Origin of the sequence: Alteromonas hispanica, from assembly GCF_010500915.1 — a bacterium.
GTDB classification, from domain to species: Bacteria; Pseudomonadota; Gammaproteobacteria; order Enterobacterales; family Alteromonadaceae; genus Alteromonas; species Alteromonas hispanica.
In genome coordinates, this window is record NZ_JAAAWP010000005.1 from 102173 (window position 1) to 114777 (window position 12605).

The window sequence follows — 12605 nt, forward strand, 5'->3', positions numbered from 1 at the left end:
ACTGCCACTGCTAACGTGTGAAAAGAGCCATCATTTCCATGTGATGGGTAAAAGGAAACATCTCTACTGCTCCCGCCTTTTTCATTTGATATCCTCCTTGTATCAATACCGCAGCATCTCTTGCAAACGTACTAGGGTTGCAAGAAACGTACACTATTGACTTCGGCTTGGCATTACCTAGCGCCTGACAAACGGTTAACGCCCCCTCTCTTGAGGGATCTAAAAGTACTTTGTCAAAGCCATGGCCTAGCGCACTTTCTACATCTGCTTTATTACTCAAATCAAGATGCCGCCACTGAACACTATCAACGCCCTGCTTGTGAGCATTTTCTTGTGCCCGTTGCACCATTTCTGCCACCCCTTCCACGGCCTGAACAATGGCGCCGCGTTTTGCCAGTGATAACGTAAAGTTACCAAGACCGCTGAACCAGTCGGCTATTCGCTCTTGCGGCTGAGGGTCGAGCCAAGCCAGTGCCTGTTCAATCATCTTATTATTAACTTGCTCGTTTACCTGTACAAAATCATTGGGTGCTGGACTTAACGTGTAGCCATCGTAACTGTTTATCACTAAGGGGGCTACAAGGTGAATAAGGTTGAATCGCCCTTTTTTATTTTCAAGAGCGATATTCACGCTGTGTTTTTCACCAAACAATACCAACGCACTATACAATTCTGGGCTAAGTGCTTTGGTGTGTTTAATTGTCACCTGAGACACATTATCACCCGCTAGCAAACTGATGTGACCGATATGCATGCTGCTTTCGCAAGAAGATACCAATTCCCGTAGCGGTGCAATAAGCTTGCTAAGTTCCGTCACCAATACAGGGCAAGACTCTACATCTACAATGTCATTGCTTGATTGAGCGCGAAACCCAAGTTTGACATCGCCCTCACGTCTAGCATCTATAGCCAAACGAGCCTTGCGACGGTAAGCGGGCTTATCCCCCTCAAGAGGCCTCTGCCAAACGCTTTTTTCCATGCCAAGCTGGTGTTCCAGCATTGTTCTAAGTGCATCATCTCGTTGAGAAAGTGCAGCGCTTTGCTCAATGTGCTGCAGCTGGCAGCCACCACATTGATTAAAAACAGGGCAAAAGGGTTCAACTCTACAATCACTTGGCTGAGCAATTGAAATTGCCTTTCCGCTTATCACATTTTTTTTGGCCTGGGTAATAGCGATGTGGCATAACTCTCCCGGCAGCGCCCCCTCAACAAAATGAACGGGTGTAGTGCGCGCCACGCCCTGTCCCATCCAGTCTAAGCTGTCTATTAATACTTCTAACTGTTTCTTATCAGCGGACGTATCTTGGATTTTGTTTTTATTGCTAAAACGAAGATTGGCAACTTGTTCATTAGCACTGGTTTTTCGTTTCAGCGTTGGAGATTTAAAACGCCCACTTTTGCGACTACCTTTTGAGGGCTTATTAAACTGTGACAAGGGAACTCCGGTGAGAAAGTAATTTATGTTTTATATTGATTCTAGAATAACTGTGGCAACGGCATAGTGCTGCTCGTCTGAAATACTGATCACACTGTTTGAAATATGACGTAACTCACACTGCTTAGCAAACTCACCACTGAACGTTAACGCTGGCGCACCAAGGTCATTATTTTGAACTTCGATATGTTGCCAACTAATGCCATTGCCAATACCTGTGCCTAACGCTTTCACCGCCGCTTCTTTAGCCGCAAATCGCTTTGCAAGAAACCGGTTTGGCTGTTTATGCTGTTGAAATTGCTCTAGCTCGTTATCAGTTAAAATGCGCTTTGCGAGTCGTTGCATAGCTCCATCATTTTTACCTAACCGCGCAATTTCAACGATATCTGTTCCTAGGCCTACAATAGCCATGATGAGCTCCCTCTTTTACGGACTCAAAGTGCTACCCAAAAGCTAGCACTTTACGCATTGTTTCTATAGCCCCGCTCTGGCTTCCAGCATAAGTTTACGCATATCGGCAACAGCAGTATGTAAGCCATCAAATGCAGCTCGAGCTATGATCGCGTGACCAATATTGAGCTCAATTAACTGCTTAATTGCCGCAATAGGTTTTACGTTGTGATAATGCAAACCGTGTCCAGCATTTACTTTTAGCCCTAAGCTGTCTGCGTACTCTATCCCTTCAACTAAGCGAGCGAGCTCTTCGGCTTGCTGCTTCTCGTTAGTAGCGTCCGCATACTGACCTGTATGAATTTCAATATAAGGCGCTTTGCACGCTACCGCGGCATCAATTTGAGTTTTATCTGCATCGATAAACAACGACACCTGTATATCTGCAGCGGCTAGGCGCTCACAAGCAGCTTTCATTACATCAAGGTTTCCCGCAACGTCTAATCCACCTTCGGTGGTAAGCTCTTCACGCTTCTCTGGTACTAAACAGCAAAATACAGGCTTAACCTCTTCGGCAATAGCGAGCATCTCATCGGTTACCGCCATTTCTAAATTCAGGCGAGTATTAATAGTTTGAGCCAGAATACGAACGTCTCTATCTTTAATATGACGACGATCCTCTCGCAAGTGCACAGTAATACCATCTGCCCCAGCTCGCTCTGCAATGTCCGCGGCATGCACAGGATCTGGATAGTGTGTACCACGCGCATTTCTTAGTGTTGCAATATGGTCAATGTTGACGCCTAACAAAATTGAGCTCATAAACCCGCCTTATAAGTAAAATAATCAGATGGAGTGTATCAAATTTTTACGGCATGTGAGGTTGCTAACAGCTTGTGTTAAAGGAAAATAATTTCTTTTACCCGTGCTCTTTTCGACATGAACTTCGAACTGACAGCGGTTTTACGTCGCCAGTTTTTGCCGATTTAGTTGCCGATTTAGTTGCCGATTTAGTCACAGCTGTAATTACCGCTTAGGTGAAATTCTACTGAACAACTCTCTACTTTTTAGCGGTTTATCACCAATAAGGGGGCGCAGTAAGTCACGACAAAGCACTTTGGCAACACGTTTACTCAAGGGTGTAAATTCACCATGCGCCAGTGCCAGTAACGCCTCGCCAGGGAAGCCTCGCAAATGAGTAATGTCTTCAGGAATAACCACAAATCCAACTTCTGGCTCGAAGTTATACAAGCGCCCTGCCTCGATAGGAAGCTCGTATTCAACGTCAAGGGTAAAATCGGGTAACAGGCCCATTTCATCAAGAAGCGCAAATTCAAATTGCCGCAGCGTAACCTCAACATCTACGGCATCACTCAGCGATGCCAGTGCTTGCTGATAAGCATCAAACACTAAGTCGCTCGCTAACCCCGCGGGCATTATCCGATTGCATAGCTCATTGACATACATGGCACAAAACAAAGCCGTGCCGGGAAGAATAATGGAAGGCGCTGTACTTTCGACGTGACGCAAATTTTTAAGCTCTGACTTACCGCTTAGCTGCAGGCGCAATGCTTGAAAGGGTTGAAGCAGGCTTTTTTTATCTGACTTACTGTTTTTAACACCCTTTGCAACGGCGCTGACCCTGCCTTCTTCTAGGGTAAAAAAATCGACAATGTAACTGGTCTCTCTGTAAGGGCGACGGTGAAGCACATAAGCTGTAAGCCAGTCAGTATTCATTATTGTTAGGCCTCGTTAGCTGCGCTTTATCCGAACCACCTTCATGGTTTCAAATTCGATACCAGCCACCTCTTCTATGTGCCGATAATAAGTAATATTCACTCTCGCACCAACAAGGCTTTGATATTTTTGTTTGCGTCGATAGATAAAGGGAACGTCTATACCTTCAAGCATTATGGTATGGCGCAACCACTCTCCGTCTTTCTCTTCGCGCTGCACGTGAGAAACAACTTTGGCATTGTCGGTCTGATTTAGCTGGCTGTGTTTTGCAATTAGCTTTTCTTTTTCGCTTTTCACCTGCTATTAATCCTTTACTTTAAAACCATATCGCAAAACGTTTTGGTGCAAATCATACCGCTTCTATCTGCTCAACAATTAACTGCACAGACTCTTGGCCCCTGAAAACATTAATATCAAGTCTATAGGCTAATTGAACACTTTTCACCATAGCGTCAGGCCACTTTTTGATATCTACGTTAAATGCAATGGCATCAATCTCGTTACCATGAGCAGGCTTTACCACCATTTTAAGGTGTTTTTGCCCCACTATACGCTGATCAACGATTTCAAACTCGCCATCAAACAGTGGAGACTCAAAACCTTGACCAAACGGTCCCGATTGACGCAGCAAATGAGCAAAGGACAGTGACAGCTCCTCACTACTTAAATCACCATCAGACAGCAATGCATGGGCGGTTTCCATTTTCGCCATGTGGGCCTTAGTCACCTCACTGAAAGCTTTTTCAAATTCAGCAAGCTTTTCCACACCAAGGCTCAAGCCCGCAGCCATGGCATGACCACCAAACTTATCAATAACGCCGGGGTAGCGGGTGTTTACCTCATCTAGAACATCGCGAATGTGTACGCCAGGAATAGAGCGTGCAGACCCTTTTATCACCTCATCATCTTGATGAGCAAAGGCAATGACAGGCTTTAAATATTTCTCTTTAAGTCTCCCCGCTACAATACCGATAACCCCCTGATGAAAATCGGCTCGATACACCACCAGCGCAGCAGGTATATCGCCCTCATCAATAGACATTTTTTCAAGCGCCTGTTCGGCTTGTTCTTTCATACCCGATTCTATTTCCCGGCGCTCTTTATTAAGTGCATCAAGCTCTGCGGCTATCATGCGGGCTTGAATTTTGTCATCTTCCAATAAGCAAGCGATACCTTGGGACATATCATCAAGTCGTCCGGCAGCGTTAAGGCGAGGACCAACCACAAATCCTAAATCGGTGGATGTAAGATGGGCACATTCTCTATTCGCCACTTCAACTAGCGCCTTGATACCCGGTCTGCATTTTCCCGCTCGAATACGCTGCAACCCTTGATGAACCAAAATACGATTATTTCTATCCAGCACAACCACATCGGCTACCGTGCCTATGGCCACAATGTCGAGCAGTGAGGCTAGATTCGGTGGTGGAATGGCTGCTTCCTGAAAATAGCCTCGCTGCTGTAGTTCTGCTTTAATCGCCAGCATAATATAGAAAGCAACGCCAACCCCGGCCACATTTTTAGAGGGGAAATTACAGCCAGGCTGGTTGGGATTGACAATAGCGTCGGCAATTGGAAGAGATTCACCAGGTAGATGGTGGTCGGTAACGACAACCTGCAAGCCCTGCGCCTTAGCATGCGCCACACCTTCAAGGCAAGAAATGCCATTATCGACAGTAACGATAACATCTGCCCCATTTTCTATTGCAACATCCACTATCGGCACGCTAAGCCCATACCCAAAGTCAAAACGATTTGGCACTAGATAATCAATGTTGTTGAAGCCCATTGCGCGCATAGAAAGCAGACATACCGCAATACTGGTTGCTCCATCTGCATCAAAATCGCCGACGATAATAATGCGTTTATTTTGCTGTATGGCATTAGCAAGAAGAGATGCCGCTGCAGTCATCCCCTTTAGCTCATTGTAATGCAATAACCCCTTAAGACCATGCTCAAGTTCATCCGGGTGCTGAACATTTCGACCTCTATAAATTCTATCGATAACGGGGTGTAACTGTGAACTCAACATCGCACCGCTAACTTCGCGGCGCACAATAGGCAATATCATGAGGGACCGTTTTTTAATAAAAGGTTATGCTTAACGCGCAATTCTAACGCACTGGACAAAATGGGTACAAGACGCGCGGCGCTCATTTCAGCAAGTCAGGGGGTGTCTGCTTAGGGCGTGAAGGGTGTGCATAAATTTACGCACACCCAATTATTTATATCATTCTCTATTGTTTCGGCTGAACGATAGAGTTTAATTACCCGGCTTGATTTAACACGTCAACAATTGCGTCTGCCGGCTGATAGCCAGGGATCACCGAGCCATCAGGTAAGATTATGTTTGGCGTTCCTCTTACCCCTAGCTTTTGACCTAACATGTACTGCTCCGCCACCTTGTTATTGCAAGATGCAGAGTCAACAGATTCACCAGCTTTAGCGTTAGTAAGTGCCCGCTGAGGGTTAGCAGCACACCACACCGAAACCATTTCTTCATAGTTTTCGCTGTTTAGGCCTGCTCGAGGAAAAGCCAAGTAATTTACGGTGATCCCCTTGTCATTCAACTCGCCAATTTCATTGTGCAGTTTACGGCAATAACCGCAGGAAATATCGGTAAACACTGAAATTACGTGTTTCTCGTTTTTAGCTTTAAACGTAATTGCTGAAGGCGCCATTTTTTTAACTCCTTCTAACCTTAACGCTGTCATGGCAACTTCGGTTTCGTTTCGCATGCCTTCATCGATATTTAAAACAACAGCTTGTAAAAGAAACTGGCCATCGTCGCTAATGTAGAAAAAACCGCGATCGGTAGAAACCTGCACCAAACCAGGTACCGGAGAATCGGCCACCGACTCAACCTCTAAGCCAAGCACCGTATTGAGCTTCTGTTGAATTGCAGCATCGTCTGCGGCATGGGTGAAACTGCCTACCATGAGTGCCGCTAAGGCAAGACTATTTACTGCAATCTGTTTTACTACTTTCACTTTAAAATACTCCACATTGGCTAGCCAATTTTTCATTTAACGTTGCGCGTTTCACTCTTTACTTAAAAAGAAAAGACCGGAGAAAACTCGATTTCGTTTCATCTCTGAGGCAACTTTGTTTTTCAGCGCGAATACAATGGTTGAAGACTAACATACACAAGAGAAGTTAAGGTAGGCATGGGCAACCGTTTGTCGCTACTTTTACCTCTTTTACAGATTTTGCAGCTTTTGCAAAAAAGATTAACCTCGAGGGTGGTGGCTATGGATGAGCGTTTGTAATCGCTCAGTCGCCACATGGGTATAAATTTGTGTTGTTGATAAATCACTGTGCCCCAATAGCATTTGTACTACCCTGAGATCTGCACCGTGATTTAACAAATGAGTTGCAAATGCATGGCGCAATGTATGGGGCGATAGATGCTGCTCTATACCAGCTTTTACAGCATAATATTTAATGCGATGCCAAAATGTTTGTCTTGTCATCTTTTGCCCACGCCGGCTTAAAAACACCACATCCGATTGTTTATTTGCCAAAATTGGTCTTGCAGTTTTGATGTAGGTGATGAGCCACTCAATTGCTTCTTCACCTAGCGGTACTAGTCGCTCCTTATCACCCTTACCCACAACTCTTACTACACCTTGCTGCAAACTGATTTGATCCATGGTAAGCCCAATTAATTCGCTTACTCGAAGCCCAGTGGCATACAGCACTTCAAGCATGCTTTTATCACGACACTCGATGGGATCGTCAGTTAACGGTGCGGCCAACAAATCTTCTACCTGCTGCTCACTTAACGACGTCGGCAGTGCTTTTAACGTTTTAGGGTTAGAAAGTGTAGAAACCGGGCTATCTACTCTTATTTGTTTTGCAATCAGATAAACAAAAAACGACCGTATGGCGCTCAGCGCGCGTTGGGTACTTCTACTAGACAGCCCTTTTTCATAGCGGTATGCGAGGTAATCTTGCAATTGTTCAGTGGTTAAAATAGATAGGTCTTTTACGCCCTGATTATTGGCATAAATCGCCAACTTATTTAAATCGGTTCGGTAGCTTTGCTGCGTGTGCTCCGATAGCCCCTTCTCCAACCAAAGCATTTCTATAAAACCGTCTATGTGAGACTGACTTGCAGCTGGTACGTAAGTGAGTTCACGGTTTTTGTTGGTCATTTAAAAGCCACGACGCTGTTTAATTAACTCATACGCTGATTGAATATCTTGCGCCTTCTTTTTTGCTATCTCCATGGCTTGCTCTGGCAACCCTTTTGAAACTAGTTTATCTGGGTGATGCTCTGACATCCGTTTGCGATAAGCACGTTTAATCACTTTCTCATCATCGGATGCGTCAACACCGAGAATACGATAAGCATCGTCGAGGGTTTGCTGAGCAGAATAAGTCTGCTGCTGGTCTGAATGCTGGCGTTTGCGGTTACTGTTTGTCTGCCCTTGCTGACCTTGACGCTGACGGAAACGAATTTCGGCTTCATACATAGAGATTAAGTAGTCAAGGTCGCGACGCCTAAAACCTAGTGGCTTAGCCACTTTTTCTAAGACAGTATATTCTTCTTGCGACAATTGCCCGTCTGCAAATGCGGCTTGTATCAATATTTCTAAAAATACTTGCAGTATATCTCGTCTGCCATGACTGGCATCATAAAAGCCTTTAAGCATATCGTTGAGCGGAAAATCTCGTGCTTTGCCCTCTCTAAACGCATCTTGAGCCTCACGGCGGGCGTCGCCAGATAACTGCATATCGTCCATTAACGCAGTGGCAATCTGAATTTCTCTGTCAGTTACCTTCCCATCAGATTTGGCAAGGTGGCCTAACGCGCTAAAAAGACTATGAAAAAATATCGCCTGCTGCTTAAGAGAGTTCTTATCACTGAAAAACCGCCCAAAACCACCCATGTGATTAAAATCTTGGCTGTACGCTTTATCAAAGAAATGACCAACCACAAGCCCTAATATCGCACCGGGAATCTTTAAAAACATGAAACCGAAAAGGGCTCCGAGAACCTTACCCCAAAAAGACATTAAATTTTTCTCTCCCGTAATGCAGCAAATGCAAGCGCTTATACCCTCGCTACTGCTCTAATTTGTCACCGTACAGTGGAATAACTATACCAAAGACCTACACACATTGAAGTAGTAATGTTTCGAGTGTTCTCAAGCCTATTGAGGTCACAACAGGGGTAAATGTCTAAATCAGCTCAAAATATCTACTATTTCGCTGTTTTTTTTGTCCAACGGTTGGTAATTGTTACAGAAGTGCTTAGAATTGACCGGCTGTCGTCAATAAACAAATGTTGGTTGCCTCAAGCACAGGTTTGCCGCGTTTTTCAAACGTCTGAAGCCAACAGTTTTAACAACACGGCACCGAACTTAAAAAGACCTTTGGCGTCTTACACGGGGTTTAACACATCATATTATTTAACAGGCCGCCTTTTTACGCATGAAAAACACCTGCGCCTTGCTAGTTTGCGCGACACTTTTGCCTGTCGTCGCTTCCGCACAGGATACAACCGTATCTCAACCCGCTCCCGCTATAGATCCAATGGCGTTTTGTGGTGTAGAGCCCGTGGCGTTCAGCAGCAAACAACTGATGCAAAAAGGCCACATAAAAGTTGAAGCTAACCGCACTGAGATTATTGAGAATAAAGTTGCCCTGTTTTCTGGCAACGTAGACATTACCTCAGACGCAGCAGTGATAAGTGCATCTCAAGCTCAAGTAAACAGCGGCGGTAAAGATTTAATAGCCAAAGGCGACGTTACCTATCAAGACGAATCCCTGAAAGTGCAAAGCGATACCGTTTCTTTGCGTTCTGAAGAAGAGCGTTTAGAGATGACAAACACAAAGTATCAACTCACTGGCTTTGTGGGACAAGGTGCTGCGAAAGATATCCTATTAGATACCAACACAGGTATTGTTCTAAAAGAGGTAAGCTTTACCACTTGCCCACAAGGTAGCGAAGACTGGTTAATTAGGGCTAGTGAAATCAGTTTAGAAAAAGGCACTGCGTGGGGCCAAGCCAAACACACCCGTTTCTATATTGCTGATGTGCCTGTTTTTTACCTGCCGTATTTTGCATTTCCTGTAAGTAATGAACGTCAAACAGGATTACTTTTTCCCGAGCTAACCAGCTCGAGTAGAACTGGGGTCGACTATACTCAGCCATTTTATTGGAATATTGCCCCAAACTACGACATGACCATCTCACCAAGGTTAATGACTCGGCGAGGCTTACAACTCAATACCGAGTTTCGCTATTTAACCGAAAAAAGTGAGGGAATGGCTTATGTTGAATATCTTCCAAGCGACAGCGATATAAGCGGTAATCCAGACCGATATTTTTATCGTTTAGAGCATCAGGGCCTAATAGGCGAGAACTGGCTATTGAATATCGATTTCAACGGTCTAAGTGACGACAACTACCTTCTCGACCTTGGTTCAGACTATTACAGCCGCGCAGATACACATTTATATCGCAGCGTGGGGTTAAGTTATTATTCTGAGAATTTGTCAGTCAATGTACAGGTAAAAGACTTCGAAGTACTAGGCGACACCGCAGATAGCTACCGAGCAGTACCTCAAATAAAGCTCAACTATAACACTGCGCTAGGGCGCTATTTTGAGTTCAGCATTGATTCAGAGCTAGCCCACTTTGACAACACGTTAACAACCGCCCCTACTGCCACTCGTTTTCACGTAGCGCCAACGCTCGCCTTGCCGCTACGTGCAGCATGGGGAGAAGTAGTAGCAGAGACAACACTATTTCAAACCGTTTACCGCCAGGACAATGTAGCGGGAACCGAGCTTGAAGAGGACGTCGAGCGTAGCCTAGGCCAAGCAAGACTTTACGGCGCTTTATACTTTGAAAGAGATACTTCGTGGTTTGATGACGAGCTTTCGATGACTTTTGAACCAAAGGTACAGTATTTATACACCTCTTATGAAGATCAAACCGCTATCGGTCTATACGATTCAACCGCACTACTTACAGATGTTGAAGGTCTTTTTCGGGGACAGGAATTTACCGGCCTTGACCGTATTAACGATAATAATCAAATCACTGTCGGCGCAACCACGCGAATGTTAGATAAAAACAATAGGGAACAATTTGTTCTAAGTGTGGGTCAGATATTTTATCTTGAAGATAATAAAGTAATAGCAGCAACTAAAGACCAAGATCGTTCAGCTTTAGCCGCCGAGTTAGATTGGCGTTTTGATCAAAACTGGTACTTTCACTCCGATGTACAAGTAACCACCGATACCGACAAGGTTGATTTAAGCAGTGTGGGCATCGAATATCGAAAAGATGCGTCTCGCTTTCTTCAACTCAGCCACCGGTATGTACGCAACTTAAGTGGTGAAACTATTGATCAAATAGGTCTATCGGCGAGTTGGCCTATCGCTAAGAACTGGCAATGGGTTGGCAGAACTTATCGGGATCTTGAGAGAAATCGCAGTGTTGAAACCTATGCAGGCATTCAATACGAGTCTTGCTGTTGGGCAGTGCGTCTTGTAGCACAGCGAACGCTCAACAACCGATTCAACGATAGCGGCGAACAAACCACTGATGATTTCGATTCAGGGGTTTCACTACAGTTTATATTCAAAGGAATTGGCTCGATGGCGAGCCGAAGAAGCATGCTGGAAGACGGTATGTTTGGCTATCGACAGCCTTATAGTTTAAATTAACCCGTAATTACGCATACAAAAGTGTGTGTTAATGCAATTAACCAATAATAAAGAGTGTGTATGAAGTTCATTATCCGTGCATTGATGTTAGGTGCAATACTCTCATTTAGCAGTGTGGCACAAGAGGTCATGCTTGATCGCGTTGCCGTGATCGTAGACCAAGGGGTGATACTAGAAAGCGAAATTAACGCACTAGTAAAAGAAGTTAAGCGTAATGCTGAGGCGAATAATCAAGAGCTACCGTCAGATCGGGCGCTGAGAACGCAGGCTATTGAGCGTTTAATTACAAAAAATCTTCAGCTTCAAATGGCTGAGCGTATGGGTATTCAAATAAGTGACCCTCAACTAGAGCAAACCATTGGCAACATTGCTGCCAATCAAAACGCCACGATGGAGCAGCTTCGAGCTTCGCTTATTGCAGAAGGCATCTCCTACGATGACTATCGTGAAGATATCCGTGAAGAAATTATTATGGGCGAAGTAAGACGCGCCAATGTGCGCCGTCGTGTATACATAACCCCACAAGAAATTGACACGTTAATGGGCTTAATTGAACAGCAAGGTGCAGAACAAGCTGAATATCGTTTAGGCCACATTCTTATTGGTTTCCCTGCCGATCCAACAGATGAAGATATCCAGGCAGCTCGTGAAAGAGCAGATAAAGTTATCTCACTATTGGAGTCTGGCTCAGATTTCACCAAAATTGCTATCGCATCATCGTCGGGTAATGAAGCCCTTGAAGGTGGTGATATGGGCTGGCTAAACATCAACGCTATGCCTACACTTTTTGCCGAAGCGGTGCAAAATAAAGATGTCGACTCTCTAGTAGGCCCAATACGCAGTGGCGCTGGTTTTCATATTCTTAAAGTAATCGATACCCGCGGTATTGAAAAAGTGACGGTGCAAGAAGTGAAATCCCGTCATATTCTTGTTAAGCCCTCAATTATTTTAAGTGAAGACAAGGCAAAGGCCATGCTTGCTGGTTTTAAAGAAGATGTAAAAGCTGGCGAAGCTGACTTTGAAGAGTTGGCTAAAGAATATTCTGAAGATCCTGGCTCTGCACTGCGCGGTGGCGATCTTGGATGGTCTAACCCAGATAATTATGTGCCAGCATTTAAAGACGCGTTAGCGCAGTTAGAACCAGGTGAGTTTAGTGAGCCGGTTCGCTCTGTGCACGGTTGGCACTTAATTCAGCTTATCGACCGCCGTGTGGATGATGCAACAGATAAACGCAAAGAAGAAAAAGCATACCAGCTGATCTTTAACAGGAAGTTTGCAGAAGAAACAGAAAACTGGCTTCGTGAAATGCGTGATGCAGCGTATGTTGAAGTTATTGAGTCCTAAAACTATAAGTCAT

11 protein-coding genes are annotated in these 12605 nt (G+C 44.8%); 2 read left to right on the forward strand and 9 right to left on the reverse strand.

What is annotated here, in order from left to right:
* Positions 1-10: 10 nt before the first annotated feature.
* The 9 genes from rlmD to djlA form a co-directional block, all read right to left on the reverse strand.
* Positions 11-1435 (reverse strand): 23S rRNA (uracil(1939)-C(5))-methyltransferase RlmD, encoded by a 1425-nt coding sequence (gene rlmD, locus GTW09_RS09700; RefSeq protein WP_163111720.1) that lies wholly within the window; start codon positions 1433-1435, stop codon positions 11-13.
* A 30-nt stretch (positions 1436-1465) separates the two neighbouring features.
* A complete protein-coding gene (gene acpS, locus GTW09_RS09705; RefSeq protein WP_071978685.1) occupies positions 1466-1846 on the reverse strand; it encodes a holo-ACP synthase in 381 nt (126 codons plus the stop codon).
* Positions 1847-1909: 63 nt separating this feature from the next.
* Positions 1910-2647, reverse strand: a complete 738-nt coding sequence (gene pdxJ / locus GTW09_RS09710; protein WP_163111721.1) for a pyridoxine 5'-phosphate synthase — start codon at positions 2645-2647, stop codon at positions 1910-1912.
* 204 nt (positions 2648-2851) lie between these two features.
* On the reverse strand, positions 2852-3562 hold the full coding sequence (gene recO / locus GTW09_RS09715) for a DNA repair protein RecO (protein ID WP_163111722.1): 711 nt from the start codon (positions 3560-3562) through the stop codon (positions 2852-2854).
* 15 nt (positions 3563-3577) lie between these two features.
* Positions 3578-3859 carry a hypothetical protein gene (locus GTW09_RS09720; protein WP_071978682.1) on the reverse strand — a complete coding sequence of 94 codons (282 nt, stop codon included), beginning with the start codon at positions 3857-3859 and terminating at the stop codon, positions 3578-3580.
* Between the two features lie 52 nt (positions 3860-3911).
* Positions 3912-5633: a single-stranded-DNA-specific exonuclease RecJ gene (gene recJ, locus GTW09_RS09725; protein WP_163111723.1), complete on the reverse strand. Its 1722-nt coding sequence runs from the start codon at positions 5631-5633 to the stop codon at positions 3912-3914.
* Between the two features lie 196 nt (positions 5634-5829).
* Positions 5830-6588, reverse strand: a complete 759-nt coding sequence (gene dsbC / locus GTW09_RS09730) for a bifunctional protein-disulfide isomerase/oxidoreductase DsbC (RefSeq protein ID WP_163111724.1) — start codon at positions 6586-6588, stop codon at positions 5830-5832.
* A gap of 204 nt (positions 6589-6792) precedes the next feature.
* Positions 6793-7719: a site-specific tyrosine recombinase XerD gene (gene xerD / locus GTW09_RS09735; protein WP_163111725.1), complete on the reverse strand. Its 927-nt coding sequence runs from the start codon at positions 7717-7719 to the stop codon at positions 6793-6795.
* The gene (gene djlA, locus GTW09_RS09740) at positions 7720-8583 is read right to left on the reverse strand and encodes a co-chaperone DjlA (RefSeq protein WP_163111726.1); all 864 of its coding nucleotides are present in this window, start codon (positions 8581-8583) and stop codon (positions 7720-7722) included. It lies immediately after the preceding gene.
* 418 nt (positions 8584-9001) lie between these two features.
* Between djlA and GTW09_RS09745 the strand changes: the two genes are divergently transcribed.
* Positions 9002-11248, forward strand: a complete 2247-nt coding sequence (locus GTW09_RS09745; RefSeq protein ID WP_163111727.1) for an LPS-assembly protein LptD — start codon at positions 9002-9004, stop codon at positions 11246-11248.
* A gap of 60 nt (positions 11249-11308) precedes the next feature.
* Entirely contained in the window at positions 11309-12592 is a 1284-nt protein-coding gene (gene surA / locus GTW09_RS09750; protein WP_100970945.1) for a peptidylprolyl isomerase SurA, read from the forward strand.
* The last annotated feature ends 13 nt before the right edge of the window (positions 12593-12605 follow it).

What these genes read in the sequence shown, in the direction of transcription:
- acpS (WP_071978685.1), bottom strand. Translation starts at nt 1,846, where the DNA reads ATGGCTATTGTAGGCCTAGGAACAGATATCGTTGAAATTGCGCGGTTA.
- pdxJ (WP_163111721.1), bottom strand. Translation starts at nt 2,647, where the DNA reads ATGAGCTCAATTTTGTTAGGCGTCAACATTGACCATATTGCAACACTA.
- recO (WP_163111722.1), bottom strand. Translation starts at nt 3,562, where the DNA reads ATGAATACTGACTGGCTTACAGCTTATGTGCTTCACCGTCGCCCTTAC.
- recJ (WP_163111723.1), bottom strand. Translation starts at nt 5,633, where the DNA reads ATGATATTGCCTATTGTGCGCCGCGAAGTTAGCGGTGCGATGTTGAGT.
- dsbC (WP_163111724.1), bottom strand. Translation starts at nt 6,588, where the DNA reads ATGAAAAATTGGCTAGCCAATGTGGAGTATTTTAAAGTGAAAGTAGTA.
- xerD (WP_163111725.1), bottom strand. Translation starts at nt 7,719, where the DNA reads ATGACCAACAAAAACCGTGAACTCACTTACGTACCAGCTGCAAGTCAG.
- djlA (WP_163111726.1), bottom strand. Translation starts at nt 8,583, where the DNA reads ATGTCTTTTTGGGGTAAGGTTCTCGGAGCCCTTTTCGGTTTCATGTTT.
- GTW09_RS09745 (WP_163111727.1), top strand. Translation starts at nt 9,002, where the DNA reads ATGAAAAACACCTGCGCCTTGCTAGTTTGCGCGACACTTTTGCCTGTC.
- surA (WP_100970945.1), top strand. Translation starts at nt 11,309, where the DNA reads ATGAAGTTCATTATCCGTGCATTGATGTTAGGTGCAATACTCTCATTT.